Genomic DNA, 25,111 nt, shown 5'->3' on the forward strand with positions numbered 1-25,111 from the left:
CAGCAAAGAGCTTCTTTTGAGGTAGTGCTTCTTGGCACTTCGAACGGGCTGGGATAAGAAGGAAAGGCGCTCTACCAAGCCCCGAAAAATTCAGTTTCAAAGCTCAAAAGCTGAACCGAACTACACTTATATGAACAAAAATGTGGGGGAGAGTGTGGGGTAGAGTTTACGCTGCCTATGAGTACTAAATTGATTTCAAAACGTTAATTGCTAGGTTCGATTCAAGCCCTGCCACCACCGCCAATCCTGAAGAAAATCAAATAATTACGCGGCTTTTATAAGCAGTCGCCGTGCGGCTGTGCGCATTTCTATCAACGCGGTGCGTCGAGTGTCGGCGGTTGGAACCGCCGTTCTTCGCTATCGAACTTCAGGTCCATGCCGGCAACTTCGGCCTGTCCGGCTTTGAAATAATATTTCAGGAAGAGATGCAAACGGGTAACGCACGCGGTCTTCCTGTGGGGCAGTAATCAGGTTTGCTTGTCCATTAACCGCTTTGCGCGCATACGTATGAGTGCACGACGCCCGGCAAAACGGGCGCGGCGAAAAAAGCCGGGACCAACCCGGCATGATGGAGAGGAAATCTATGAAGCATGTTCTCATGTCGGGCACGGCCGCGCTGGCCTGTGCAATGGCCGCAGCACCAGCAATGGCGCAGGATGCGGAGGCCCCGGCGGCCGACCCGCGCCTCGAACGCGATGTCATCGTCGTTACCGCGAACCGCCGCGCGCAGGATGTCCAGGATGTGCAGATTGCCGTTACCGCCGTCGATGCACAGACACTCGACCGGCAGGGCGTCGACAATATCACCGAGGTGACGCAGGTCGCGCCCAGCTTCTCTAGCAGTACGGCGCAGATCGCCTCCGGGTCGGTTGTCCTTCGCATTCGCGGCGTCGGCACCACGTCGAACAATATCGGCTTCGAAAGCGCGGTCGGCATCTTCATCGACGGGGCGTACCAGTCGAGGCCCGGTGTCGCGCTGAGCGAGTTCGTCGATATCGAACGGGTCGAAGTCCTTCGCGGGCCGCAGGGCACGCTGTTCGGCCGCAATACGTCCGCCGGTGCGCTCAACATCACGACGAACAGCCCGGACCTCAGCGAATTCGGCGGCTTTGCCAACGCATCGTACGGCAATTTCGACGAGATCAGCGTGCAGGGTGCGGTCAACGTACCGATCGTGCAGGACACGCTCGCATTCCGCCTGACCGGGGCATACCGCGAACGCGACGGTTTCCTCGATGTGGTCGACGGCGCCGGAAATGTTTACGACGATACCAACAATGTCGACCAGTACCTGGTCCGGGCGCAACTCGGCTTCGAATCCGAGAGTGGCATTTCGGGCCGCCTGATCGCCGATTACGCGAACAGCACCAGCAGTTGCTGCGGTGCAATCGAGCTCTATCAGGCGCCGGCGGTGACCGCAGGCGCTTATGCCGCCATCGGCCTGCCGGCCAATGCAGGGAACGGGCAGCCTTCGGTCGCGCTCACGCCCTTCGATCAATCCGGCTTCGAGCAAGCGCTGGACAACCGGACCGTGTCGCTCAACTTCGCACCGGAAGCCGATGTCGAGAACTACGGCGTGACCGGCGAGCTGGAATTCCCGATCAGTTCGGCAGCGGACCTGATCTTCATCGGCTCGTATCGCAAGTTCGATTCTTTCGAGCGCTATGACAGCGATTTCACCGCGCTCGACATCTTCAACGTCGATCCGCTGTTCACCGATATCGAGACGTGGACCGCCGAAATGCGGCTGCAGGGCGAGGGGGCCGGCGGACGCCTGAACTACATGATCGGCGGATATTATTCCGACGAGCAGATCAACACGCAGGCCACGTTCATGCTGGGCGAGGATTACGGCGAGAACGTAGGCGCGGCCTTCTTCGGCGGCGCATTCGGCCCGAACCCGCTGACCCTGTTCACCGGCGTGGACCCCGCAGGCACGGTAACGACGAACGCCTTCGACCAGAGCGCGCAGAGCTATTCGATTTTCACCCACAACTCTTTCGAGCTGACCGAGGGGCTGGAGCTGACGCTGGGCGCCCGGTATTCGTGGGAAGACAAGGAAGGCGGCTTTGAACAGATCGCTACCAACAACCAGATCTGCCCTGCCTCGGTAAACGCGATCCTGGGCGGTGCGCCTGCCGCAGTGGTTCCGGCGCTGGTCGGCCTCGGCTGTTTCGGCTTTGCCGCTCCGGCCGATCTGCCGGCAGCGGGCTTCCTGCCGCTGGTCCAGACCTTCGATGCGAACTTCAACGACGAGGAACTTATTTACACGGCCAAGATCGGATATGCGTTCGCCGACCCCGTCAACATGTATGCCAGCTTCACGCACGGCTACAAATCGGGCGGGATCAATCTCGATACGACGGCCGCCGTTGCGGGCGCCGATCCCACCTTCCTGTCGGAAGAAGTCGATGCCTACGAAGTCGGTATCAAGAGCCGCCTGCTCGATAATGCGGTCACGTTGAACATCGCTGCCTTCCACGAGGAGTTCAGCAATTTCCAGGTCCTGGAGTTCACCGGCACCGCGTTCCAGACCTTCAACGTACCCCTGGCAAAAACAACGGGGGTCGAGGTGGAAACGGTCATCCGGGCATCGGACTACCTGACGGTGACGGGCGGCCTGACTGCCCTGAACGCGCGTTACCCCGACGACTGTGCCGCGGGCGATCCGCGCGTGATCGTGAATTCGCTGTGCGGGAACGACCTGACGAATGCACCCAATCTGGTGGCGGTCCTCGGGGCGACGTATGAGCGCGACCTGACGAACAATCTGGACTTCTTCCTCGCAGGGCAGGTCCGGATGGAAAGCGACCAGCGTACGTCCACACAGGCCATCGTTCCGCCGAGCCAGGCGGATTTCGATGCGCTGGGCCAGGCCGCGATCGATGCGGCGCCGCTGATCATCGCGGATGTGCAGGACGGGAAGGCCTTCGTGAACCTGCGCGCTGGCGTGGGTACCATCGACGATGCGTTCCAGATCGAGTTCTTCGTCAACAATCTGACGGACGAAGTGACGCGCGGCGTGACGTTCAACACGACACTCCGCGGAACGGGCGCGGGCAATTCCCGCAGTGCTTTCTCCCTGCAGCCGCGTACCTACGGGGTGGCTGTCCGCACGCGGTTCTGATCTTCAGACACGACCAGGCTGGCGGCCGTCTGCGCTCCCGTGCAGGCGGCCGTCGGCTTTTCGGGACGGTGGTGCGGCGAACTATTGCACTCTTGTGACGATGGCTTGCCGAGATTAACGGTCGCCGCATGAGCATGACATACAAGCCCGTAATCTCTGCGACCGGTCTCTTCACGCCGCAGGAAAGCATCACGAACGAAGAACTGGTCGCCAGTTTCAACGAGTTCGTCTCGCGCCACAACGCCAGGTTTGCCGACGAAATCGCTGCCGGCGAGGTCGAGGCGCTCCAGCCCAGCTCGACCGAGTTCATCGAGAAGGCGAGCGGGATCAAGGCGCGTCATGTCATGGCGAAGGAGCCGGTCCTCGATCCCGATGTGATGAGCCCGAAATGGCCGGAGCGGTCGAACGACGAATTGTCGCTGATGGCCGAAATCGGCGTTGCCGCGGCAAAGCGGGCGATGGAAAGCGCGGGCAGGGACGCGAAGGATATCGACGCTGTCCTGTGCGCGGCTTCCAACATGGAGCGTCCCTATCCGGCTATGGCCATCGAGATCCAGCAGGCGCTGGGCATCGACGGGTTCGGCTTCGACATGAATGTCGCGTGTTCCTCCGCGACCTTCGGCATCCAGACTGCGGCCGACTACATCCGTGCGGGTAATGCCCGCAGCGTGCTCGTGGTCAGCCCCGAAATCACTTCCGGCCACCTGAACTGGCGGGACCGTGACAGTCATTTCATCTTCGGGGATGTCGCCACCGCCGTTCTGGTGGAAGACGCATCCCTCGCGCCGGAAAGGCATTGGGAAATTCTGGGAACACGGCTCAAGACCGTGTTTTCCAACAATATCCGGAACAATTTCGGCTTCCTCAACCGCGCCCATCCGGAAACCGCCGACGCGGCCGACAAGCTGTTCGTGCAGGAAGGGCGCAAGGTGTTCAAGGAAGTGGTGCCGATGGTCGCCACGATGATCCTCGAAGAGGCAGAGCGGCTATCGATCGATAGCCAAGGCCTGCGGCGCCTCTGGCTTCACCAGGCGAATTCGGGAATGAACCGGCTGATTGCGCAGCGTGTCCTGGGGCACGAGGCCAGCGATGACGAGAGCCCGACGGTTCTCGACACCTATGGCAATACCTCCAGCGCCGGCTCGATCATTGCGTTCCACAAGCATAACGGCGATCTGAAAGCGGGCGATACCGGCCTGATCTGCAGCTTCGGCGCAGGATATTCGGCCGGGACGGTGTTCGTCCGCAAGGTCTGACTCCCGCGGCGCGGGATGGCTTCGTGCCGGTACTGGGCTGAGGATAGCGGTCCGGTTTTGCTTGTGAGGGCAGGGCACGGGTCGTAGATGCCAGGCATGTCTGGTGATTTGCTTGATAACAAAGGGCGCGGAGATGCGGGCTGGGAATGGCCGGCAATCCACCCGGAAGGTCGCAAATACGGCGTAGTGGTTGCAGGCCTGTCGCTGCTGACGGCGTTCCTCGCGTGGGAAACCATCGCCTGGCCGCTCGCCTTCCTCTCGATCGGTGTCCTGGCGTTCTTCCGCGATCCGGAACGCGTCGTCCTGCAGGACGATTCCGCGATTGTGTCGCCCGCCGATGGGACCGTATCGCTGATCCGCATGGTCGAACCGCCTCTCGACATGCAGGGAGCCGATCCCGATGGAACGCCCGGCCTGCCGGCACAGCCACTGACACGCGTCTCGATCTTCATGTCGGTGTTCGACGTGCATATCAACCGCACCCCGATTGCAGGGATGATCGCGCGCCTGGTCTATGTGCCGGGCAAGTTTATCAACGCCGATCTCGACAAGGCGAGCGAGGAAAACGAGCGGCAGCATTTCCTCGTCCGGCGTCCCGACGGCGTCACGGTCGGTTTCACGCAGATCGCAGGCCTTGTCGCGCGCCGCATCGTTCCCTTCGTCAAGCAAGGCGATACCCTGGCCGCCGGGCAGCGGGTCGGATTGATCCGGTTCGGCAGCCGCGTGGACATTTACCTGCCAGCCGGAACGGAGCCGCAGGTGATCATGGGCCAGAAGGTCGTGGCCGGGGAAACGGTGCTCGCCCGCATCGGGCAGGCGCCCGAGCTGGAAGGCGTGGCGCAGTGAGTATTCGAAAGGCCATTACGCAATGAGCAAGCCGCCGCACAATCGCATGGGACCCAAGGCGACCGAGGCCGAGGTTCCGATCGGCCGCGATGGCGGCGGTCTTCGTCTGCGCGCAGTGCTGCCGAATGCCATCACCGCAGCCGCGCTGTGTTCCGGCCTGACCGGCATTCGCTTCGCCGTCACGGGCAACTGGCCCGAAGCGGTGCTGGCAATCGTCCTTGCAGGGGTGCTCGATGGCATGGATGGCCGGGTCGCGAGGCTCTTGAAGGCGCAATCGCGGTTCGGGGCGGAACTCGACAGCCTTGCCGACTCGCTGTCCTTCGGGATGGCGCCGGCGATAATCCTCTATCTGTGGTCGCTTCAGGCCGTGCCCAATCTCGGCTGGTTCGCTTCTCTCGCGTTCGCCGTCGCTTGTGCGCTTCGCCTTGCGCGATTCAATGCGCAGATCGATGTCGACGACCAGCCGCACAAGTCGGCAGGCTTTCTGACGGGCATTCCCGCGCCCGTCGGGGCGGGACTGGCGTTCCTGCCGATCTACCTCTGGCTCGCCGGGGGATGGGATTGGATGCGGGACCCCTGGATCGTCGGCCCGTGGATGGTGGTGATCGCGTTCCTGATGATCTCGAACACGGCCACGCTCAGCTGGATGTCGATCCGGCCGCGTCGCAATGTAAGGCTGGAACTCATACTGTTCGTCGGCATCCTGTTCGCCGCATTGCTGGTCGAACCGTGGTGGACGCTAGCGGCGATCTGCGCCGGATACCTTCTGCTGATGCCTTATGCGTGGATGAAATATGCGCGGATCAAGCGGCAAGTTTCATCTGCAGGGCCGACTGACACTCCAGTCGCGGCGCCGGACGAATAATCGCGCACGCCTGAGCCGACGGCCGGGCCGTCGCAGCACCCTTGATTACCCTGTATGCATTGCGCCCGCGGATCACCGTGTCGGCGAGCACGAGCATGCCTGCACCAAGTGCGACAGTGAACAGGGCGAAAAGGGCGACGGTGACGATCATAATCAGCTCTCGATCCAAGGGCACAAGCCTGTGGAAAACCTGTGCAGATAATGAGGGAAACTTTCACCAAGCTGTATCCGTTCCCTCGATTGCGTCGTTGTTCTTGATTTGTTCCGCCCTGTCAAGTGGTTTTCGGGTCAGGCCGCTGTTTGCCCGCGATGAAATGATGCTGGATTTTCGGCTTCCGCGGCGCTAAGGGGCGCCATCCCGACCGAACCACGTGCCTTTTTCGGCGTGTGGCGGGGCCGGGAAAATCCACATGGAAAGCACTTCATACCGGTGCTCGTCTCGCGGGATCTCCGCGCGGGTCACTCGCTTTCCAGAGGCACAACCGGAAAGGAATTATACTATGGCGGCACCTACCGTCACGATGCAGCAACTGATCGAGGCCGGCGCACATTTCGGCCACCAGACCCACCGCTGGAACCCGCGGATGAAGCCGTATATCTTCGGCGCCCGCAACGGTGTTCACATCATCGACCTGTCGCAGACCGTGCCCCTGATGGCGCGCGCGCTCGACTTCGTGGCCTCCACCGCCGCTTCGGGCGGCAAGGTCCTGTTCGTCGGCACCAAGCGCCAGGCGCAAGAGCCGATGGCCGAGGCAGCCCGCATGAGCGGCCAGCACTTTGTCAACCATCGCTGGCTCGGCGGTATGCTGACCAACTGGAAGACCATCAGCCAGTCGATCAAGCGCCTCAAGTCGCTCGACGAGCAGCTGGGCGGCGAGATTTCCGGCCTGACCAAGAAGGAAGTCCTCCAGCTGACGCGTGAGCGTGACAAGCTGGAACTGTCGCTCGGCGGCATCCGCGACATGGGCGGAATTCCCGACGTGATGATCGTGGTCGACGCCAACAAGGAAGACCTCGCCATCAAGGAAGCCAACGTGCTGGGTATCCCCGTCGTCGGCATCCTCGACACCAATGTCGATCCCAGCGGCATCTCGTTCCCGGTTCCGGGCAACGACGACGCAGCACGCGCCGTGCGCCTCTACACCGAAGCATTCGGCGAAGCGGCGGCTGCAGGCCGCAACCAGGCGCAGGGCAAGAATGCAGGCGAGATGGAAAATCCGCCGGCCGAAGCTGCTGCCTGATTCGGCACCGGGTTGCCGCCTCGGGGCGGCTTCCTATCTGACCCAGACAAGCGGGGGCGGGGCTGCACGATGCGGCCCCGCTGCCATATTTCCCCAATCGAGAATTCGAGGAATTGACGACATGGCCGATTTCACCATCGCCGATGTAAAAACCCTGCGCGAGAAAACCGGCGCGGGCATGATGGACGCCAAGAAGGCGCTGACCGAAACCGGTGGCGACATCGAAGCTGCCGTCGATGCACTGCGCGCAAAGGGCCTAGCTGCAGCACAGAAGAAGTCCAGCCGCACCGCTGCCGAAGGTCTCGTCGGCGTGGCCGTCGAAGGGACGAAGGGCGTCGCCGTCGAAGTGAACAGCGAAACCGACTTCGTCGCCAAGAACGAACAGTTCCAGGATTTCGTTCGCAAGACGACGCAGACCGCGCTGGCTGCCGACAATGACGATGTCGAAGCGCTGAAGGGCATGGATTTCCCCAATGGCGGTACCGTTTCCGACAAGCTGACCGACAATGTCGCCACGATCGGCGAGAACCAGCAGATCCGCCGCATGAAGAGCGTCGCCGTGTCCAAGGGCTCGGTCATCCCCTATGTGCACAACGCTGCCGCGCCGAACCTCGGCAAGATCGGCGTGCTCGTCGCGCTGGAAAGCGATGCCGGTGCAGACGTGCTGGAGCCGCTGGGCAAGCAGTTGGCCATGCACATCGCCGCAGCATTCCCGCAGGCGCTAGACGCTGACGGCCTCGATGCCGACGTCATCGCCCGCGAGCGCGCCATCGCGCAGGAAAAGGCAGCCGAAAGCGGCAAGCCGGAAAACGTGCAGGAAAAGATGGTCGACGGTGCGATCAAGAAGTTCGCCAAGGAAAACGCGCTTCTTTCGCAGCTGTTCGTGATCGACAACAAGACGCCGATCGCCGACGTCGTGGCCAAGGCCGGCAAGGACGCCGGCACCACAATCGTGCTGAAGGACTATGTCCGCTTCCAGCTCGGCGAAGGCATCGAGAAGAAGGAAGAAGATTTCGCAGCAGAAGTGGCTGCGACGCTGAAGGGCTGATCCAGCCACCGACCATTGCAAAACGGCCGTCGGACTTCGGTTCGGCGGCCGTTTTTCTTGCCCGCAAAAGACGCCGGTTCCGGGCCGGCCTGCCTTCTCCCCGTAGAGTCTTTCCGGCCGTGACGGAAACGGCGTTCAAGAGCCTGCTCCCCTTGGCACGGCGATGGAACGGCTATAAGGCCGCGCAAACCCCGATTAGCGAGTAGCCATGTCCCTTCCCAAGATGAAACGCGTCCTCCTGAAGCTTTCCGGCGAGGTGCTGATGGGCAAGAACGAGTTTGGCATCGATCCGGCGTTCGTCGCCGAGCTGGCGCAGGAAGTGAAGGCGGCGCGCGACACCGGGCTGGAAATCTGCCTCGTCATCGGCGGCGGCAATATCTTCCGCGGCATGGCGGGCGCGGCGCAGGGGATGGACCGGGCGCAGGCCGATTACATGGGCATGCTGGCCACCGTCATGAATGCCCTTGCGATGCAGAACGCTCTGGAGCAGCTCGGCGTGCCGACGCGCGTCCAGTCTGCGATCCAGATGGACCAGGTCTGCGAACCGGTCATCCGCCGCAGGGCAGAGCGTCACCTCGAGAAGGGGCGGATCGTTATCTTCGCTGCGGGTGTCGGCGCGCCCTATTTCACGACCGACAGCGGTGCTGCCTTGCGTGCGGCCGAAATGCGCTGCGATGCCTTGCTGAAAGGGACCAGCGTCGACGGCGTCTATGACAGCGATCCGAAGAAGAATGCCGAGGCAAAGCGTTTCGATACCGTCGGTTACGACAGGGTGCTGGCGGACAACCTGAAGGTGATGGACGCCTCAGCCGTGGCGCTTTGCCGCGACAACCAAATTCCGATCGTCGTGTTTTCGATCCGCGAGAAGGGCAATCTGGCCCGTGTTCTCGAGGGCGAGGGCGTACAGACGATCGTCACCGATCAATAAGGAGAGGGCCCGATGGCCAAATTTGACAAAGCAGATATCGAGCGCCGGATGCAGGGCGCCGTGGAAAGCCTGAAGGGCGACCTGAGCGGCCTTCGGACGGGCCGTGCCAACACCAGCCTGCTCGATCCCGTGGTGTGCGAAGTCTACGGCTCCATGATGCCGCTGAGCCAGGTCGCGACGGTCAATGCACCGGAACCGCGCATGCTGGCCGTGCAGGTCTGGGACAAGTCGAATGTCAGCGCGGTGGAGAAGGGGATTGCAAAGGCCAATCTTGGCCTCAATCCCATGACCGACGGGCAAACCATTCGCCTTCCCATGCCCGACCTTACGGAGGAGCGGCGCAAGGAACTGGCCAAGCTGGCGGGTGAGTATGCGGAAAAAGCGAAGATCGCGATCCGCAACGTACGGCGTGACGGCATGGAAGCGCTGAAGGACGACGAGAAGGCGAAGGAAATCTCGGAAGACGATCGCAAGCGGTCGGAAGACGAGGTCCAGAAACTGACCGATACCTACGTTGCGAAAGCGGACGAGGCTGCCGCAGCCAAGGAAAAGGAAATCCTGACCCAGTAACGGGTCGGGAACGGGGTCAGCATGTCCGGCGATCAGCCACAGGATTGCGCGGCGGCGCGGCACGTCGCCATCATCATGGACGGGAATGGTCGCTGGGCGAAGGCGAAGGGACTGCCCCGCGTCATGGGGCACCGGCGCGGCGTCGAGGCCGTGCGCGCGCTCGTCCGCAGTGTCGAGGACATGGGCCTCGAATGCCTGACGCTCTACGCCTTCAGTTCGGAAAACTGGAAACGGCCCGAAGGCGAGGTCGACGACCTGATGAACCTGATGCGCAAGTTCATCAAATCGGACCTGCCTGAATTCATCGCCAACGATGTGCGCCTGCATATTATCGGTGACTGGCAAGGGCTTGCGCCCGATATCGTCGCCATGCTCGAGAATGCGCTGGAAAAGACGTCCGGCGGTTCGCGGACCCTGGCCGTGGCGCTGAATTACGGCGCGCAGCAGGAAATTGTTCGCGCTGCGGCAAAGGCGGCGGCGCAGGGCGAGGTGACCGAGGAAAGCATCGCCGCCCATCTGGATACGGCCCAGCTACCCCCGCTCGACCTGCTGATCCGCACCAGCGGCGAGGTTCGCCTGTCGAATTTCCTGCTGTGGCAATCGGCCTATGCCGAGATGCTGTTTGTCGATACGCTGTGGCCTGACTTCACGCCCGAGCATTTGCGCCAGGCGCTCGAAGATTTCGGGGGGAGAGAACGGCGTTATGGCGGGCGCTGAGATTTCAGGCGGCGGGAAAGCCGGGAAAAGCGATCTCGGCGTGCGGTTCGTATCGGCCGTGGTGATGATGGCCGTGCTGCTGGCTGCATTCGCTGCCGGCGATGTCTGGTTCGACATGTTCGTTTACGTCGTGACCTTCCTGACGATTGCGGAATTCGCCCGGCTCGTGCTGCGCGCGACGAACCAGCCGGTAACGCGCGTTGCAGGGATCCTGGCCGGGACGGTCCTGATCGCGCTGGCCGGGATCGTGCTGGCGGATCTCGATTCCTATTACCTCCTCGCGGCTATCGGCGTCGTGATTTCGACCGATGTCGGCGCCTACGCGATGGGACGCACCATCGGCGGCCCGAAGATTGCTCCGTCGATCAGTCCGTCGAAAACGTGGGCGGGGCTAATGGGCGGGATGCTGTTCGCGGCGATCTTCCTGATCCTGATGGTCACTGCATTTCATTATACCAGCGGTTACAAAACTTGGGGCGAACTGGTCGATGTCGCCTGGGACGACGCGCTGGGCGCGGCAATGGTCGGAGCCATCCTGGCGGTGACCGCGCAGGCCGGTGATTTCGCGCAAAGCTGGCTCAAGCGCAGGGCAGGGATGAAAGACAGCTCCAAACTCATTCCCGGACATGGCGGTGTGTTCGACCGCGTCGACGGACTGTTGCCGGTGGCGCTGATCGTCGGTTTCATCAGCACGACATTCACCTGACATGACCCGCAGCCTGTCCATCTTCGGCGCAACCGGCTCGGTCGGATCTTCGACGCTCGATCTCGTCCGGCGGGATCGCGATGCGTGGGATGTGAAAGTCCTGACTGCCAATTCCAGCGCGGCGGAACTTGCCGCACTGGCGCAGGAATTCGGGGCAGAGCTGGCGGTGGTCGCGGACGAGGCCCACTTGCCGGCCCTGCGCGACGCGTTGTCGGGCAGCTCTATCGAGGCGGCGGGTGGCCGGGACGCCCTTTGCGAGGCAGCAACCCGCCCGGCCGACATGAGCGTTGCGGCCATCGTCGGCTGCGCTGGGCTGGGCCCGGTGATGGCAGCGATCGAGCAGGGCTCTTCGGTGGCCCTGGCGAACAAGGAAGCGCTTGTCTCAGCAGGCGAAGTCATGACCGCTGCGGTCGAGCGCACCGGAGCGACCCTGCTGCCCGTCGATTCGGAGCACAACGCGATCTTCCAGTGCCTGCAGGGCGGGGCAGTCGAGGACGTCCGCTGGATTACCCTGACTGCCAGCGGCGGCCCGCTTCGCACCTGGTCGCCAGCCGAACTGGCAAAGGCAACGCCCCAGCAGGCGATCGCCCACCCGAACTGGGACATGGGGGCCAAGATCAGCGTCGATAGCGCCACCATGTTCAACAAGGGGCTGGAGCTGATCGAGGCACACCATCTCTTCCCCGTCGGGCTCGACCGGATCAGGATCGTCGTCCATCCGCAGAGCGTCATTCATTCGATGGTCGAATACCGCGACGGCTCCACGCTCGCGCAGCTGGGGCCATCCGACATGAAGGTGCCGATTGCCTCGTGCCTCGCCTGGCCGGAGAGGATGGAAACTGGCTGCGAACCTCTGGACCTGCCTGCCATTGGGTCGCTGACCTTCGAGCATCCGGACGAGCAGCGCTTCCCTGCCACGCGGCTTGCCCGAGAGGCTGCGGAAGCAGGCGGGGCGGCACCCGGCGTGCTGAATGCTGCGAACGAAGTGGCCGTGGCGGCCTTCCTCGACGGTAAGATAGGGTTCACGCGGATTGCGGTATTGGTCGAAGACGCGCTGAACAGATTTGCGCCGCCCGCGCCCCGATCGCTCGCCGAGGTACTCTGCGTCGATGAAGAGGCCCGCGCCGTGGCGGCATCCATGATAGAGACTGCCTGATGTTCGAATCGACCCCGTTCTGGATGTGGATCGCCGGTTTCCTGCTCTTGCTGGGGCCGCTGATCACCGTGCACGAACTGGGTCATTACCTCGTAGGCCGCTGGTTCGGCGTGCAGGCGGAGGCGTTTTCCATCGGTTTCGGCAAGGAGCTGTGGGGCCGCACCGACAGGCACGGCACGCGCTGGAAACTGTCCGCGCTGCCGCTGGGCGGGTATGTCCAGTTCAAGGGGGACATGAACCCCGCCAGCATTCCCGATGCCGAGGCCGCTGCCGCGCTGGACCCGGCCGAGCGGGAGGGCGCGTTCCAGTATGCCGCGCTCTGGAAACGGGCGCTGATCGTCTTTGCGGGTCCAGCGACCAATCTGATCGTGACGCTAGCCATCTTTGCGGGCTTCGCCATGGCGTTCGGCAAGGTCGAGGCGACGAACACGATCGGAGGCTTCGCGGAAACGTCGGTCGCGCGGGAAGCCGGGCTGGAAGTCGGCGACCGCATCGTCGCCATTGATGGCGAACCGACGCCGACCTTCCAGGAAATCGGCAGCCGGGTGCTGATGTATCCCGACGAGCAGGTCGAGTTGACCGTCGAACGCGACGGACAGCAGTCGGTGATCCCCGTGACCATCGCCAGCGTCGTTGAAACAGATCGCTTCGGAAATGAATCACGGATCGGGCGGCTGGGTGTCGCCTCCGGTTCGCCTGACGTAACGCCAGTGGGGCCGTTGCAGTCGCTCTCCATCGCGTGGGACCAGACGGTGGGCCTGGTGGACATGATGGTCACCGGGATCGTGCAGATACTGACCGGGGACCGATCCGTTCAGGAACTGGGCGGACCGATCAAGATCGCGAAATATTCGGGCGAACAACTCAGCTTGGGCTGGCTGGCCTTCGCCAATTTTGCAGCGCTCATTTCGCTTAACTTGGCATTCATTAACCTCCTGCCAATCCCGGCACTCGACGGCGGGCACCTGGCTTTCTACGCGGCTGAAGCAGTCCGTCGTAAGCCGGTCGGCCCGCGTGGGATGGAAGTTGCGTACCGCACCGGCATGGCCCTCGTGCTGATGCTGATGCTGTTCGTGACGATCAACGACCTGGCCTCTCTGTCACTGTTCGGGTGACGACACTCTTCGGGTGGCAGGCGGGACAGGCGGTATGAAAGGCGGGTCGGAATCGGTCCTCACTCCTTGAAAGCACGGCGTGCATCGGGCATTGGCGGCGCATTCACCGCCGGTGCCGATCCCGAGCTTTCGATGGACCCGGGGCCGGACCGGAAATTTATGGACGGGACATCTTCCGAAATGAACGGCACACAGATGCGTAGCGCGAAGGCTTCGCACTCCAAGAGCACTTTCGCGCTTGCTCTCCTCACCGGAACCATTCTGACCGGCCTGCCGGCTGCCGCGATGGCGCAGGACACCGGACAGGAAGCGGCACTGCCGACGGGCCAGGCCGGTCCCGAAGCGCAGGGCGGGGCGGCGCCGGCTCAGGCGCAGGCCGATGTCATCCAGACGATCGCCGTGTCGGGCGCCCAGCGTCTCGAACCGCAGACAATCCTGTCCTACATCTCCATCCGCCCGGGCCAGACCTATACCGCGGCGCTGGGCGACCAGACGCTGAAGGAACTGGCGGACACCGAGCTGTTTTCCGACTTCTCGATCCGCAACGAGCGCGGGAACGTGATCATCACCGTGGTCGAGAACCCGGTGATCAACCGGATCATCCTGGAAGGGAACGACAGGCTCGACAACGACAAGATCCTGCCCGAGATCAAGCTGGCTCCGCGCCAGATCTTCACCCGTTCGAAAACCCGCGCCGACGTTGCCCGCATCATCGAGCTTTACAAGCGCCAGGGCCGCTTCGCCGCGACGGTCGAGCCCAAGGTCGTCGAACTGAGCCAGAACCGCGTCGATCTCGTGTTCGAGATCAGCGAAGGGCCGAAATCCAAGGTTCGCCAGATCAACATCATCGGCAACGAGGTGTTCTCCGACGGAACCCTTCGCGGCGAGATGGTGACCAAGCAGGCGCGCCTCACCAGCTTCCTGTCGTCCAACACCAGCTACGATCCCGACCGTCTTGCATTCGACCAGCAGAAGCTGCGCGAATTCTACCTGACGGAAGGTTACGTGGATTTCCGCGTCGTGTCCGCCGTGGCCGAACTGACGCCGGACAAGCGCGACTTCATCATCACCTACGTGGTCGAAGAGGGCGAGAAATACGATTTCGGCGATGTCGAGGTCGAAAGCCAGCTGCGCGACTTCTCGAGCGAAGGGCTGAGCGCAAACCTGCCGATGAAAACCGGCGACGGCTACAACGCCAAGCTGGTCGAGGACACGGTGGAGCAGCTGAGCGAGCTGGCCGGCACGTTCGGCTATGCCTTTGCCGACGTCCAGCCGCAGTTCTCCCGCAACCGCGACAGCAAGACGATGGACGTCACCTTCCTCATCAGCGAAGCGCCGCGCGTCTATGTCGAGCGGGTCGACATCAACGGAAACACGCTGACGCAGGATAAGGTGATCCGCCGCGAAATGCGGATCAACGAAGGCGATGCCTTCAACTCGCTGCAGGTCGCGCGGTCCACCAACCGCATCAATTCGCTGGGCTTCTTCCAGGAAAACTTCGAGATCGAACAGAAGGAAGGTTCCGCGCCGGACCGGATCGTCCTCGAAGCGAATGTCGAGGACCAGCCGACGGGCGAATTGCAGCTTTCGGCCGGTTTCTCCTCCATCGAGAGCTTCCTGCTGTCGGCCTCTATCCGCGAGCGTAACTTCCGTGGCCGCGGACAGACGGTCGGCGCATCGGTCAACTGGTCGCGGTTCTCGCGGTCGTTCGGTGTGAACTTCACCGAGCCTTACGTTTTCGACCGCAACATCTCGGCAGGTGTCGATCTCTATCGCCGCGATTTCAGCAGCTTCAACTTCCGCAACAACGACCGGAACACCACCTTCGAGCAGACGACCACCGGCGGCGCAGTGCGTCTCGGAGTTCCGCTGACGGAGTACATGTCGCTGATCGGCAGCTACACGCTGAACTATGACGACATCACCCTGGACGAAAACCAGTTCTTCGCCGACTTCGACGGCGATGGTATCTCGACCTGCGAACCGCTGCTGGCAGGCCGTTTCCTGTGCGACTCCATCGGTCAGCGGACCAGTTCCATTGCGGGTCTGACGCTGAACTACAATTCTCTGAACAGCCGTTTCCGCCCCTCGCGCGGTGAACGGATCAGCGTGACGGCGGAATATGCCGGGCTGGGCGGTTCGGTCGAATATGCCCGTATTCGCGGCAATGCGGCGAAGTACTGGAGCGTATTCAACGGCTTCATCTTCTCGCTGTCGGCAGAGGGCGGCTATATCAAGGGCCTGCAGGACCGCGGGGGCGCAGGCGTCGACGATGTACTGCTGACCGACCGTTTCTTCCTTGGCGAACCGCAGATCCGGGGCTTCGACATTCGCGGTGTGGGACCGCGCGTCCTGCGCCAGCCGATCGTCGACGATGGCGAGGGCAATCCGCTCATCATTACGGATCGCAACCGCGTGGCCGACGACGCGATCGGCGGGAACGCCTATTACCTCGGCCGTGCAGAGCTTGAAATCCCGCTCGGCTCGGGCGTTCGCGAGCTTGGCTTGCGGCCCTCGATCTTCATGGATGTCGGCGCGCTCTTCAATGTGACCGAGCCCGTGCTGACCCAGTCTCCCTTCCCGGGCGGCCTTTCCTTCCAGCAGACGGATGGCGACGGAAACCCGCTGTTCGTCAGCCCTGAAGGCCTCCCAACCCTCGATGCGGTGCAGGAAAACGGTACGCCGAACCAGCCGCTCAACCAGACGATTGACCCTTTCCAGGAAGTGTTCCTGGGCGATTCCGCCGCACCGCGTATCTCGGTCGGCATCGGCGTCAATTGGAACTCGCCCTTCGGTCCGTTCCGGATCGACTTTGCCAAGGTGCTGAAGAAACAGCCGGGCGACGATACGAAAACACTCTCATTCAATGTAGGAACCCAGTTCTAATGAAAATCTTTGCCAAAACCGCCAAGACGCTGGCTGCTGCCGGCATCGCCACGGCCACGCTGGCTGCCGTCCCCGCTTCGGCGCAGGTCAACGGTATCGCCACCTCGGTTCCGGAAGCGGTCATCGTCCGCTCTGCCGCGCGCCAGGCTGCGTATCAGCAGATCGCCCAAACCTATGCCGCACAGCTGCAGCAGATCCAGGCGCTCCGCACGGAAACGCAGACGCTCCAGCGCAGCCTCGACACCAATGGCGACAACCAGATTTCGGATGCGGAGCTGCAGGCCGGACAGGCCGTGGTGACGCAGGTCCAGCAGAAGGAACAGCAGATCGCCCAGATCGGCCAGCCGATCGGCCTCGCCCAGACCTACGTGATCGAGCAGCTCCTGACCGATTACCAGAATGCGCAGCAGCAGGTCGTCCAGGCGAAGGGCATCCAGATCATGCTCAGCCAGGATGCGATCCAGTACGCTCCCTCGGGCGTCGACGTGACCAGCGATATCGTCGCCGCGCTCGACCAGCGCCTGCCGACCGTTCAGGCGACCCCGCCTGCAAACTGGCGTCCGCGCCGGGAATCGCTGGCCCTGCAGCAGGCCGTTCAGCAGATCCTCGTCGGCGTCGCTCAGCAGCAGGCTGCCCAGCAGGCACAGCAGGCACAGCCCGCAGCGCCTTCCGGTCGCTAAGACAGTTCGACGGGGCAGGGGACCAGCGATGAGCGAAGACACGAAGAGTGGCTTTGAAGACTACGACATCCGGCGGGTGTTGGCGGCTCTGCCGCATCGCTATCCCCTGCTGCTGGTCGACCGGGTCAAATCGATCGATCTCGGCGAGAAAATCCACGCGGTGAAGGCGGTTTCCTTCAACGAGGATTTCTTCCAGGGACATTTCCCCGGCCAGCCCATCATGCCCGGCGTCCTCCAGATCGAGGCGCTGGCACAGGCCGCAGGCGTCCTCGGGATCGAGACGTTCGAACTGGCGGGATCGGGCAAGCTGGTCCTGTTCATGGCGATCGAAAACGCCAAGTTCCGTTCGCCCGTCACGCCGGGCTGCCTGCTCGATCTCGAAGTCGAGTTTACCCGCAAGAGCAGCCGTGTCTGCAAGTTCAAGGGTACGGCCAGCGTGGAAGGCAAGGTCACGACCGAGGCCGAGTTCACCGCGATGATCGCCGACCCGACTTGATGGTTGCAAAATGGGGCGGGCCGCTCTAACTGCGCGCCTTCCCTGCTACACAGCGCGTCCGGTCGGAACCGGGCACAAGCTTAAAGGACGATACGCCATGAAGGCCGAAGGACACCCCGATTACCACATGATCACGGTCAAGATGACCGATGGCACCGAATTCCAGACGCGCTCCACCTGGGGCAGCGAAGGCGACACGCTGGCGCTCGACATCGACCCGACCAGCCACCCGGCTTGGACCGGCGGCAAGCAGCAGATTCAGGAAGGCGGCCGCGTTGCAGCCTTCAACAAGCGCTTCGGCGGGCTCAGCCTCAAGAAGTAATCGCCCCGGCGAAACATCCGACATTCGAGAAGGGCGGTCCTGCGGGGCCGCCCTTTTTCATTCCCAGCCCCACGGTTTCTCGCGGTACCATTTCGTCAGGACGTATTTCAGCCCCTTGCGAACCTTCATGCCGTGGTGGAGCGTCGCCTCGTTGACTCCGCCATCCGTGGTCCGGTTGTTCCACGCGAGCAGCTTGCCCGCCTCGGGCTGGAATGTCTTCTTCAGCTCGCGAAACCGTGTCGCGCCGCCGGCCTCGACATCGTTGAGGTAGATCATGCAGGTCCAGGTGCGCTGGCCGGCAACGGAGCAATACCGGTCGTAATCCTCGCCGTCGGGCGTGAAGAAATCGGTGTGCGGCTTGAACTCCTGCCCTACTTCGTACCGCTGGCCCTGCAGCGGCTCGCCATACGCGGGATCGATCCCGGTCAGCGCATCGAGCTTCGATTCGACCATACGCACGATGCTATCGCCGCTGTCGAGATCGCAGGTCTCGCTGGTGCGGAAATATTCGTCTCCATTCGGATCGGCGAGGGTGGAGGGGCGCCTCTCGCGGTCGATCAGATCCACGATCTTTCGGCAGAGCGAGGGGTCGAGGAATCGCCGGCACTGGAAGATCTCGGCCTTGGGCGTCGGCACCTTCTGCACGCCTGCGAAAGACCGGATGCGTACTGAAGGAGATTCGCTGTCGTGGCTTGTCATGCCGGCCAGCATTAACCGGCGTCGGGACGCTCGCAAGAGGGGGGTAACAATCTTGCGTTTCAGAACGCCTCGCGCAGTTTTCGCTTCCCATTCGCGCCCGGCTATGCAACAGGCTCGCCCCCGCTAGAGAGCGCCCTTGACGGGCCGCTCTACGGGCGTATCAGCCCCCGATGCACGACATTTTCGGGGCGTGTGGCGATCGTAGCTCAGTTGGTTAGAGCGCCGGTTTGTGGTACCGGAGGTCGGGGGTTCGAGACCCCTCGATCGCCCCATTTTTCCCCGATCTGTGTCCGATTTCTCCCCCTTTCAGGGACCCCCGATCGATGACCGCTTTCTGGACCGAACCCGATTACGACGATCACGAGCTGGTTCAGCTCGTCCGCGACAAGAAAAGCGGTCTGACCGCGATCATCGCGCTGCATTCGACCCATCTCGGGCCGGGCGCAGGCGGTACGCGGTTCTGGCATTACCCGGAACCCAAGGACGCGATGCGCGATGCGCTGCGCCTGTCCCGGGGGATGAGTTACAAGAACGCGATGGCCGGCCTACCGATGGGCGGCGGGAAGGCCGTTATCCTGGCGGGCGAGGACAAGCAGAAGACTCCCGAACTGCTGGCAGCTTTCGGCGATGCGGTAGACGCGCTGGGCGGGCAGTACGTGACGGCAGAAGATGTCGGCATCAGCGAGCAGGACATGGTCGCGGTGTCGCAGCGCACGAAGCATGTGTCGGGCCTTCCGACCGAAGGCGACCGGGCGGGCGGCGATCCCGGTCCGTTCACGGCCATGGGGATTTATCACGGCATCAAGGCGGCCGTTCGTCACAAGCTGGGCAAGGACAGCGTGAAGGGCGTGCATGTCGCCATCCAGGGCACGGGCAGTGTCGGCGGCGGTGTCGCCAAGCTCCTGGCACAGGACGGTGCGCGGCTTACCCTGTCGGATATTCACGAAGACCGGGCGCGCGAACTGGCCATCGAACTCGATGCGGAGGTTGCAGCGGCCGATGCCATCATGAGCACGTCCTGCGACGTCTTCAGTCCGAATGCGCTCGGCGCGATCCTGGACGATGAAGGGATTGCCCGTCTCGATTGCCCGATTGTTGCCGGCGGCGCGAACAACCAGCTGGCCCGCGCGCATCACGGTGAGCAATTGGCCGAGCGGGGCATCCTCTACGCGCCCGATTACGTCATCAATGCCGGCGGTATCATCAGCGTGACGATGGAATATCTGTGTCGTTGCCATGGCGAACCGTGCGACATCAACGAGGTGCGCAAGCGTCTCGCCCTGATACCCGGCCGTCTCGAGGAAATCTGGGCCGAGAGCGACAGCAGCGGTGTATCGTCCGACGTCGTCGCCGATCGCATGGCGCAAAAACTGATCGGACGGTAATCCCGCCGCCGTATCCGGGGCGGTCCGCTATCTGCGCCTGTTCTTTCGACGGTGTTTGCGGGCGCGCAGACAGTCTGTAAGGAACCATACAGCACGCCACCCCTATTCGGCGCGAAAGCAACTCAATGCACGGTTTCGCCAATCCCCGCCGCTTTCTCTCGCTGGCCCGCTGGCTGACGCCGGTGCTGCTGGGCGCGGGCGGCGTGCTGGTGGCGCTGTCGACATGGTGGGGCCTGACGCAGGTCAGCCCCGACAGGCTGATGGGCGAGACCGTCCGCATCCTGTTCATTCACGTCCCTACCGCATGGCTGGGAATGGGCGGCTGGACGATGATCGCGTTGGCCAGTGCAGCGTTGCTGATCTGGCGTCATCCCCTCGCGGCCATTGCGGCCCGCGCGGCGGCGGTGCCCGGCATGATCTTCACCGCGGTCTGCCTCGCGACGGGATCGATATGGGGCCGCCCGACCTGGGGTACCTGGTGGGTCTGGGACGGACGCTTGACGTCGATGCTGGTCCTGCTGTTCCTCTATTTCGGGTATATCGCACTGGCTCAGGCCAGCGCGCGCGAAGGCGTGTCGGACCGCATTCCCGCGATCTTCGGGCTGGTCGGCGCGGTAAATATCCCGATCATCAACCGCAGCGTGGTCTGGTGGAACTCCCTTCACCAGCCACCGAGCCTGACTGTCGGGAAAAGCGCAATTGCGCCTGAATATCTCTGGCCGCTCCTTGTCGCGGTGCTTGGCTATTCGCTCCTGTTCGGTGGCGTCGTGGTCGCCCGCATGCGCGCGCTGTTGGCCGACATGCAGGCCGAGGCGCGTCTCCGCCGCAAGGCGATGGAGGCGAGCTGATGCGCGAGGGACTGGACCAGTGGAACTTCGTCCTGGCCTCCTACGGCGTCGGGATCGCGGCCATCGTGCTTCTCGTCCTGTGGAGTGTTCTCTCTATGCGCCGCGCCGAGGCTCGGCGCGAGGAAAGCCGCCGCAAATGAGCACTCTCAAGGCAAAGCACCAGCGACTGGTCTTGGTGGTCATCGCGCTCGCCGTGCTGATCGGCGCGGCCTTGCTCGCCATATGGGGCCTCAGGAGTGAGGCGAACTATTTCTACACGCCGAGCCAGATCGTGGCCGAGCCGCCGTCCGGCGACCGCATGGTTCGCCTTGGCGGCATGGTGCAGGACGGGTCGATCGAGCAGCTTGGCGACGGCATCAGCATCCGCTTCACGGTCGGTGACGGGCAGGCGCTGGTTCCCGTCCGCTATACCGGCATCGTGCCCGACCTCTTCGTCGAAGGATCGGGCGTGGTGGCAGAGGGACGCATGGGGCCGAGCGCTTTCATGGCCGACAGCCTGCTCGCCAAACATGACGAGAACTACGTTCCGCGCGAATTGCAGGAAATGACCGAGCATCAGGCGCGGCAGGTCGTCGCGGAAACGCAGCAGGCTGAGGCGACGACCCGGTGACGGCAGAAATCGGCCTTGCCGCCTTGTGGATGGCCGCGGCGCTATGCCTGCTGCAATTCATCGCGGGAGCTCTGGCACTCCGCCGGCAAGGCGCGGAGATGGGCCTCATCACCCGCCCGGCGGCCATCGTGCAGGGATTGCTGGCCGTAACCGCCTTCGCCTGCCTGATGTGGTTGTTCGCCATTACCGACCTGTCCGTCGAACTGGTCGCGGCCAATTCGCATTCCGACAAGCCGATGCTTTACAAGCTGACCGGGACGTGGGGCAATCACGAGGGGTCCATGCTGCTGTGGGTCGCCGTGATGGCGCTTTCCGGGGCGGCCATCGCCGCCCTCGAGACCCGGTTGCCGGAGCGGACGATGCAGGCGGTCCTGGCCGCGCAGGGCGCGGTGGGGACCGGGTTTTACGCGTTCCTGATCGGCAGCTCCAATCCCTTTGCGAGGCTCGATACGCCTGCCGCGCAAGGAGCCGGTCTCAACCCGCTGCTGCAGGATGCCGGCCTCGCCTTCCATCCGCCGACCCTGTATATCGGCTATGTCGGCCTGTCGGTGGCTTTCAGCTTCGTGGTCGGGGCCTTGGTGACCCGCCAGGTGACCCCCGACTTCGCGCGCGCCATGCGCCCATGGGTCCTGGGGGCATGGATATTCCTGACCCTCGGTATCGCGGCTGGAAGCTGGTGGGCCTATTACGAACTGGGCTGGGGCGGCTGGTGGTTCTGGGACCCGGTGGAAAATGCCTCGCTGATGCCGTGGCTGGCGGCGACGGCGTTGCTCCATTCGGTCAGCGTCCTGGCAGCGCGCGATGCGCTGCGAACGTGGACGGTCATGCTTGGTGTCGTCGCGTTCTCTATGTCGATGCTGGGCACCTTCCTCGTTCGCTCGGGAGTGCTGACCAGCGTTCATACCTTTGCGGTCGATCCAGAGCGAGGGGCCTTCATTCTCGTGCTTCTCGCCATCTATATCGGCGGGGCGCTGGCGCTGTTCGCCTGGCGCGCCGGTGCGATCTCCGAAGGGAAGAAATTCGCGGTGGCAAGCCGCGAAAGCGCGCTGGTGTTCAACAACATCATGCTGAGCGCGATTCTGGGGGTCGTGCTGCTCGGCACCCTCTATCCCCTGCTGGCAGAAGCACTGGGCGACCGGGTCTCGATCGGACCGCCATATTTCAATCCGGTCGGCGCAGTCTTCGCGCTTCCGATGTTTGCGGTGATGGCGGTTGGACCACTGCTGCGATGGCGCAGCGACCGTGCAGCACGGATCTCGAAGCCTGCGATCTTCATGGCACTGGCAGGAGCCGTTGTTGTCGTCGCCGGTGCGTTGACGAGCGATGCGGGTTTCCTTTCGCTGGTCGGGCTGGCCTTCGCTGCGGTGCTGGCCATGGCCAGCGTCATGCCGCTCTACGGACGACGGCTGCGTCTCGTACCGCTGGCGACATGGGGCATGGTCCTTGCCCATTTCGGCGTTGCTGTCATGCTTTTCGGCATGGCGAGCGAGAGCGGGTTTTCGCGCGAGACACTGGCGGCTGTCCGGGCGGGCGAAAGCGCGGATATCGGGCCTTATCGCGTTACGCTGGAAGGCGTGGAGCCGGTTGCCGGGCCGAACTGGACGGCGCTGGAAGCCCGCCTTTCGGCCAGTGACGGCGGAATGCCCGTCATGCTCCGCCCGCAATCCCGCACCTTCCTCCAGCCTGACCAGACGACGACGGAGAGCGCGCTACTCAATCGCTGGAACGGACAGCTGTACGCCGTGTTGGGGCAGGCGGCGGGCGAGGGGCGCTGGCAGCTTCGCTTTTGGTGGAAGCCGTTCGTGACCCTGATCTGGCTCGGCGCGCTGTTGATCGCGCTGGGGGGCATCGTTTCCGCCGTGGGTCACGTATTGCGATCCCGGCGGCAGCGGCACCGGGAAGAAATGGCAACAGGGGAGAGCATCGCATGAGACGCCTCGCCTTCTTCATTCCGCTCGCGCTGTTCGCGCTGTTCGCAGGGCTAGCTGCATATCAATTGACGCAGCCGAAGACGGACGACGTGCCCAGCCGCATGGTCGGGAGGCCCTTGCCCGCCTTCGAACTTCCCTCCGGAAGGGTAGAAGGGCCCGCGGTTACACAGGCCGATTTCACCGATGGTACGCCCAAACTGCTAAACATATGGGCCACGTGGTGCCTGCCGTGCATCGCCGAGGCGCCGCAGCTCGAGGCGCTGAAGGAAGCGGGCGCACCGATCATCGGCATCGCGATCCGCGATACGCCGGAGGATATCGCGGCGTTTCTGAGCATACATGGTGACCCCTATACCAGGATTGCGATCGACGAGCGTTCGACCGTCCAGCTGGGTATCGGGTCGAGCGGTGTCCCCGAAACCTTCGTCGTCGATGGAGACGGCATCATCCGCCACCAGCATATCGGAGACATCCGTGAAGGCGATGTCGCAGAACTGCTGGAGCGGCTGCGCGAGGCCGGCGAATGATGCGGGGCGTCCTTCTCCTGCTGGCTGCCGCCGTTTCCGGCCTGGGCTTCTCACCGGTGGCGGCGCAAGAGGGACAGGCGGTTTCCATGGCCGACACCCAATTGCCGGATCCCGTGATGGAGGCAGAGGCCCGCGAACTCATGGAGAGCCTGCGTTGCCTCACCTGCCAGTCCCAGTCGATCGCGGATAGCGATGCGGCGATGGCGGCCGATATGCGGCATCTTGTCCGCAGTCGGATGATGGCAGGGGAAACGCCGGAGGAAATCCGCGGCTGGCTGGTCGAGCGTTACGGAGACTATATCAGCTATGCCCCGCCGGCGGGTGGGGGGACCTGGCCGCTCTACGCCATCCCGTTGCTTATCCTGCTGGGCGGAATCGCGCTTTTCGTGCGTCGGACGAGGCGTGGATCGTGAGCTGGCTCGGCGTCGTCTTCCTTGCCGTGGCCGCGTTCCTTGTGGGGGCGCTGCTCCTGCGCGGCGCGCGCAGCTTCTGGACGCTGTTCGCAGCGACGCTGGTTTTCGGACTGGCGGGCTATGCCTGGCAGGGTTCGCCCGGTTACCTGTCGTCACCCCGCGCGGCATCGGATACGGCCACCCGCGCCAATCCCGACCTGATCAACGCCCGGGCGGAGTTTTTCGACGCATCGCACCTGCCTTCGCGCTTCGTCCTGACCGGCGATACCTACGCGCGGCGGGGCGATTACGAGACGGCGAGCGGATTCTACCGGAACGCCGTGGCGGAAAATCCCGATGACGGCGAGGCGTGGCTGGCGCTCGGCGTGGCGCTGGTCGAGTATTCCGGTGGGCGGGGCACGCCCGCGGCGCTTTACGCTTTCCAGCGGGCCCGCGATGCGCTGCCTGGCAACCCCGCGACGGGCTATTTCGCAGGCCTGCCCGAAGTGCGAAGCGGCCGCTTTCCGGAAGCGAGGGAAATCTGGGCAGAGGCTCTGGCATCGGCATCGGACCGTGCCGAGGGACGGGATTACCTTGCCAAACGCATCGCCTCGCTCGACGAGTTGATGGCTGTCATGGCGTCCGCTTCCGGGTCGTAGGACGCTCCCCTGTGTTGCACTGCGGCAATCGCGCTGCTACCCGCGCGCCTTGCTCTGCCCACGGCGCCGCCATGAAAGCCCCGCCAGCAGATGCACGAACG

General features: G+C 63.3%; 25 protein-coding genes and 1 tRNA gene. 25 read left to right on the top strand and 1 reads right to left on the bottom strand.

The features are described from left to right. The first annotated feature begins 583 nt into the window (after window positions 1-583). From ACGHJ7_RS00430 to rpmE, 16 genes are all read left to right on the top strand, one after another. Window positions 584-3,127 (top strand): TonB-dependent receptor, encoded by a 2,544-nt coding sequence (locus ACGHJ7_RS00430; RefSeq protein ID WP_390473630.1) that lies wholly within the window; start codon window positions 584-586, stop codon window positions 3,125-3,127. Between the two features lie 128 nt (window positions 3,128-3,255). Continuing rightward, window positions 3,256-4,383, top strand: coding sequence for a beta-ketoacyl-ACP synthase III (locus ACGHJ7_RS00435; protein WP_390473632.1), 1,128 nt, complete (start codon window positions 3,256-3,258; stop codon window positions 4,381-4,383). Window positions 4,384-4,479: 96 nt separating this feature from the next. Then, window positions 4,480-5,229, top strand: a complete 750-nt coding sequence (locus ACGHJ7_RS00440) for a phosphatidylserine decarboxylase (protein WP_390473634.1) — start codon at window positions 4,480-4,482, stop codon at window positions 5,227-5,229. A 22-nt stretch (window positions 5,230-5,251) separates the two neighbouring features. Then, window positions 5,252-6,094, top strand: coding sequence for a CDP-alcohol phosphatidyltransferase family protein (locus ACGHJ7_RS00445; protein ID WP_390473636.1), 843 nt, complete (start codon window positions 5,252-5,254; stop codon window positions 6,092-6,094). 500 nt (window positions 6,095-6,594) lie between these two features. After that, on the top strand, window positions 6,595-7,335 hold the full coding sequence (gene rpsB, locus ACGHJ7_RS00450; protein ID WP_390473638.1) for a 30S ribosomal protein S2: 741 nt from the start codon (window positions 6,595-6,597) through the stop codon (window positions 7,333-7,335). 121 nt (window positions 7,336-7,456) lie between these two features. After that, entirely contained in the window at window positions 7,457-8,383 is a 927-nt protein-coding gene (gene tsf / locus ACGHJ7_RS00455; RefSeq protein ID WP_390473640.1) for a translation elongation factor Ts, read from the top strand. 208 nt (window positions 8,384-8,591) lie between these two features. After that, a complete protein-coding gene (pyrH, locus tag ACGHJ7_RS00460; protein WP_390473642.1) occupies window positions 8,592-9,311 on the top strand; it encodes a UMP kinase in 720 nt (239 codons plus the stop codon). A 12-nt stretch (window positions 9,312-9,323) separates the two neighbouring features. After that, window positions 9,324-9,881 (top strand): ribosome recycling factor, encoded by a 558-nt coding sequence (frr, locus tag ACGHJ7_RS00465; protein WP_390473644.1) that lies wholly within the window; start codon window positions 9,324-9,326, stop codon window positions 9,879-9,881. Window positions 9,882-9,902: 21 nt separating this feature from the next. Further along, a complete protein-coding gene (gene uppS, locus ACGHJ7_RS00470) occupies window positions 9,903-10,598 on the top strand; it encodes a polyprenyl diphosphate synthase (RefSeq protein ID WP_390473645.1) in 696 nt (231 codons plus the stop codon). Next, window positions 10,585-11,304 (top strand): phosphatidate cytidylyltransferase, encoded by a 720-nt coding sequence (locus ACGHJ7_RS00475; protein WP_390473647.1) that lies wholly within the window; start codon window positions 10,585-10,587, stop codon window positions 11,302-11,304. The genes uppS and ACGHJ7_RS00475 overlap by 14 nt, the downstream gene beginning before the upstream one ends. 1 nt (window position 11,305) lies before the next feature. Further along, window positions 11,306-12,460, top strand: coding sequence for a 1-deoxy-D-xylulose-5-phosphate reductoisomerase (gene dxr, locus ACGHJ7_RS00480; protein WP_390473651.1), 1,155 nt, complete (start codon window positions 11,306-11,308; stop codon window positions 12,458-12,460). Beyond that, on the top strand, window positions 12,460-13,575 hold the full coding sequence (rseP, locus tag ACGHJ7_RS00485) for an RIP metalloprotease RseP (protein WP_390473653.1): 1,116 nt from the start codon (window positions 12,460-12,462) through the stop codon (window positions 13,573-13,575). Before dxr ends, rseP begins: the two co-directional genes overlap by 1 nt. A gap of 180 nt (window positions 13,576-13,755) precedes the next feature. Continuing rightward, window positions 13,756-16,461, top strand: a complete 2,706-nt coding sequence (gene bamA, locus ACGHJ7_RS00490; RefSeq protein WP_390474085.1) for an outer membrane protein assembly factor BamA — start codon at window positions 13,756-13,758, stop codon at window positions 16,459-16,461. Continuing rightward, window positions 16,461-17,141, top strand: a complete 681-nt coding sequence (locus ACGHJ7_RS00495) for an OmpH family outer membrane protein (RefSeq protein WP_390473655.1) — start codon at window positions 16,461-16,463, stop codon at window positions 17,139-17,141. Before bamA ends, ACGHJ7_RS00495 begins: the two co-directional genes overlap by 1 nt. A gap of 28 nt (window positions 17,142-17,169) precedes the next feature. After that, on the top strand, window positions 17,170-17,637 hold the full coding sequence (gene fabZ, locus ACGHJ7_RS00500) for a 3-hydroxyacyl-ACP dehydratase FabZ (RefSeq protein ID WP_390473657.1): 468 nt from the start codon (window positions 17,170-17,172) through the stop codon (window positions 17,635-17,637). 97 nt (window positions 17,638-17,734) lie between these two features. Continuing rightward, window positions 17,735-17,959: a 50S ribosomal protein L31 gene (gene rpmE / locus ACGHJ7_RS00505; protein ID WP_390473658.1), complete on the top strand. Its 225-nt coding sequence runs from the start codon at window positions 17,735-17,737 to the stop codon at window positions 17,957-17,959. 57 nt (window positions 17,960-18,016) lie between these two features. Here the strand turns inward: rpmE and ACGHJ7_RS00510 are convergent, their stop codons facing one another. Then, entirely contained in the window at window positions 18,017-18,658 is a 642-nt protein-coding gene (locus ACGHJ7_RS00510; protein ID WP_390473660.1) for a prolyl hydroxylase family protein, read from the bottom strand. A 195-nt stretch (window positions 18,659-18,853) separates the two neighbouring features. Between ACGHJ7_RS00510 and ACGHJ7_RS00515 the strand changes: the two genes are divergently transcribed. The 9 genes from ACGHJ7_RS00515 (at window position 18,854) to ACGHJ7_RS00555 (ending at window position 25,010) form a co-directional block, all read left to right on the top strand. After that, window positions 18,854-18,930: transfer RNA gene (locus ACGHJ7_RS00515), tRNA-His, on the top strand. A 51-nt stretch (window positions 18,931-18,981) separates the two neighbouring features. Next, the gene (locus ACGHJ7_RS00520; RefSeq protein WP_390473662.1) at window positions 18,982-20,043 is read left to right on the top strand and encodes a Leu/Phe/Val dehydrogenase; all 1,062 of its coding nucleotides are present in this window, start codon (window positions 18,982-18,984) and stop codon (window positions 20,041-20,043) included. Window positions 20,044-20,168: 125 nt separating this feature from the next. Further along, window positions 20,169-20,891 (top strand): heme ABC transporter permease CcmC, encoded by a 723-nt coding sequence (gene ccmC / locus ACGHJ7_RS00525; protein ID WP_390473664.1) that lies wholly within the window; start codon window positions 20,169-20,171, stop codon window positions 20,889-20,891. Further along, on the top strand, window positions 20,891-21,031 hold the full coding sequence (locus ACGHJ7_RS00530) for a heme exporter protein CcmD (protein ID WP_390473666.1): 141 nt from the start codon (window positions 20,891-20,893) through the stop codon (window positions 21,029-21,031). The genes ccmC and ACGHJ7_RS00530 overlap by 1 nt, the downstream gene beginning before the upstream one ends. Next, window positions 21,028-21,501, top strand: a complete 474-nt coding sequence (ccmE, locus tag ACGHJ7_RS00535) for a cytochrome c maturation protein CcmE (RefSeq protein WP_390473668.1) — start codon at window positions 21,028-21,030, stop codon at window positions 21,499-21,501. The genes ACGHJ7_RS00530 and ccmE overlap by 4 nt, the downstream gene beginning before the upstream one ends. Then, the gene (locus ACGHJ7_RS00540) at window positions 21,498-23,432 is read left to right on the top strand and encodes a heme lyase CcmF/NrfE family subunit (RefSeq protein WP_390473670.1); all 1,935 of its coding nucleotides are present in this window, start codon (window positions 21,498-21,500) and stop codon (window positions 23,430-23,432) included. The genes ccmE and ACGHJ7_RS00540 overlap by 4 nt, the downstream gene beginning before the upstream one ends. Beyond that, the gene (locus ACGHJ7_RS00545; protein ID WP_390473672.1) at window positions 23,429-23,959 is read left to right on the top strand and encodes a DsbE family thiol:disulfide interchange protein; all 531 of its coding nucleotides are present in this window, start codon (window positions 23,429-23,431) and stop codon (window positions 23,957-23,959) included. The genes ACGHJ7_RS00540 and ACGHJ7_RS00545 overlap by 4 nt, the downstream gene beginning before the upstream one ends. Next, complete coding sequence (locus tag ACGHJ7_RS00550) at window positions 23,959-24,372, top strand: cytochrome c-type biogenesis protein CcmH (protein WP_390474087.1); 414 nt, start codon at window positions 23,959-23,961, stop codon at window positions 24,370-24,372. Before ACGHJ7_RS00545 ends, ACGHJ7_RS00550 begins: the two co-directional genes overlap by 1 nt. Further along, window positions 24,369-25,010 carry a tetratricopeptide repeat protein gene (locus ACGHJ7_RS00555; protein ID WP_390473674.1) on the top strand — a complete coding sequence of 214 codons (642 nt, stop codon included), beginning with the start codon at window positions 24,369-24,371 and terminating at the stop codon, window positions 25,008-25,010. The genes ACGHJ7_RS00550 and ACGHJ7_RS00555 overlap by 4 nt, the downstream gene beginning before the upstream one ends. Window positions 25,011-25,111 lie beyond the last annotated feature (101 nt).

The sequence above is a fragment of the Altererythrobacter sp. MTPC7 genome (assembly GCF_042851395.1).
Classification (GTDB): Bacteria; Pseudomonadota; Alphaproteobacteria; order Sphingomonadales; family Sphingomonadaceae; genus CAJXSN01.

Excerpts from the sequence above, each read along its gene's own strand:
- ACGHJ7_RS00430 (WP_390473630.1), top strand. The coding sequence starts at position 584 with ATGAAGCATGTTCTCATGTCGGGCACGGCCGCGCTGGCCTGTGCAATG.
- ACGHJ7_RS00435 (WP_390473632.1), top strand. The coding sequence starts at position 3,256 with ATGAGCATGACATACAAGCCCGTAATCTCTGCGACCGGTCTCTTCACG.
- ACGHJ7_RS00440 (WP_390473634.1), top strand. The coding sequence starts at position 4,480 with ATGTCTGGTGATTTGCTTGATAACAAAGGGCGCGGAGATGCGGGCTGG.
- ACGHJ7_RS00445 (WP_390473636.1), top strand. The coding sequence starts at position 5,252 with ATGAGCAAGCCGCCGCACAATCGCATGGGACCCAAGGCGACCGAGGCC.
- rpsB (WP_390473638.1), top strand. The coding sequence starts at position 6,595 with ATGGCGGCACCTACCGTCACGATGCAGCAACTGATCGAGGCCGGCGCA.
- tsf (WP_390473640.1), top strand. The coding sequence starts at position 7,457 with ATGGCCGATTTCACCATCGCCGATGTAAAAACCCTGCGCGAGAAAACC.
- pyrH (WP_390473642.1), top strand. The coding sequence starts at position 8,592 with ATGTCCCTTCCCAAGATGAAACGCGTCCTCCTGAAGCTTTCCGGCGAG.
- frr (WP_390473644.1), top strand. The coding sequence starts at position 9,324 with ATGGCCAAATTTGACAAAGCAGATATCGAGCGCCGGATGCAGGGCGCC.
- uppS (WP_390473645.1), top strand. The coding sequence starts at position 9,903 with ATGTCCGGCGATCAGCCACAGGATTGCGCGGCGGCGCGGCACGTCGCC.
- ACGHJ7_RS00475 (WP_390473647.1), top strand. The coding sequence starts at position 10,585 with ATGGCGGGCGCTGAGATTTCAGGCGGCGGGAAAGCCGGGAAAAGCGAT.
- dxr (WP_390473651.1), top strand. The coding sequence starts at position 11,306 with ATGACCCGCAGCCTGTCCATCTTCGGCGCAACCGGCTCGGTCGGATCT.
- rseP (WP_390473653.1), top strand. The coding sequence starts at position 12,460 with ATGTTCGAATCGACCCCGTTCTGGATGTGGATCGCCGGTTTCCTGCTC.
- bamA (WP_390474085.1), top strand. The coding sequence starts at position 13,756 with ATGAACGGCACACAGATGCGTAGCGCGAAGGCTTCGCACTCCAAGAGC.
- ACGHJ7_RS00495 (WP_390473655.1), top strand. The coding sequence starts at position 16,461 with ATGAAAATCTTTGCCAAAACCGCCAAGACGCTGGCTGCTGCCGGCATC.
- fabZ (WP_390473657.1), top strand. The coding sequence starts at position 17,170 with ATGAGCGAAGACACGAAGAGTGGCTTTGAAGACTACGACATCCGGCGG.
- rpmE (WP_390473658.1), top strand. The coding sequence starts at position 17,735 with ATGAAGGCCGAAGGACACCCCGATTACCACATGATCACGGTCAAGATG.
- ACGHJ7_RS00510 (WP_390473660.1), bottom strand. The coding sequence starts at position 18,658 with ATGACAAGCCACGACAGCGAATCTCCTTCAGTACGCATCCGGTCTTTC.
- ACGHJ7_RS00520 (WP_390473662.1), top strand. The coding sequence starts at position 18,982 with ATGACCGCTTTCTGGACCGAACCCGATTACGACGATCACGAGCTGGTT.
- ccmC (WP_390473664.1), top strand. The coding sequence starts at position 20,169 with ATGCACGGTTTCGCCAATCCCCGCCGCTTTCTCTCGCTGGCCCGCTGG.
- ACGHJ7_RS00530 (WP_390473666.1), top strand. The coding sequence starts at position 20,891 with ATGCGCGAGGGACTGGACCAGTGGAACTTCGTCCTGGCCTCCTACGGC.
- ccmE (WP_390473668.1), top strand. The coding sequence starts at position 21,028 with ATGAGCACTCTCAAGGCAAAGCACCAGCGACTGGTCTTGGTGGTCATC.
- ACGHJ7_RS00545 (WP_390473672.1), top strand. The coding sequence starts at position 23,429 with ATGAGACGCCTCGCCTTCTTCATTCCGCTCGCGCTGTTCGCGCTGTTC.
- ACGHJ7_RS00550 (WP_390474087.1), top strand. The coding sequence starts at position 23,959 with ATGCGGGGCGTCCTTCTCCTGCTGGCTGCCGCCGTTTCCGGCCTGGGC.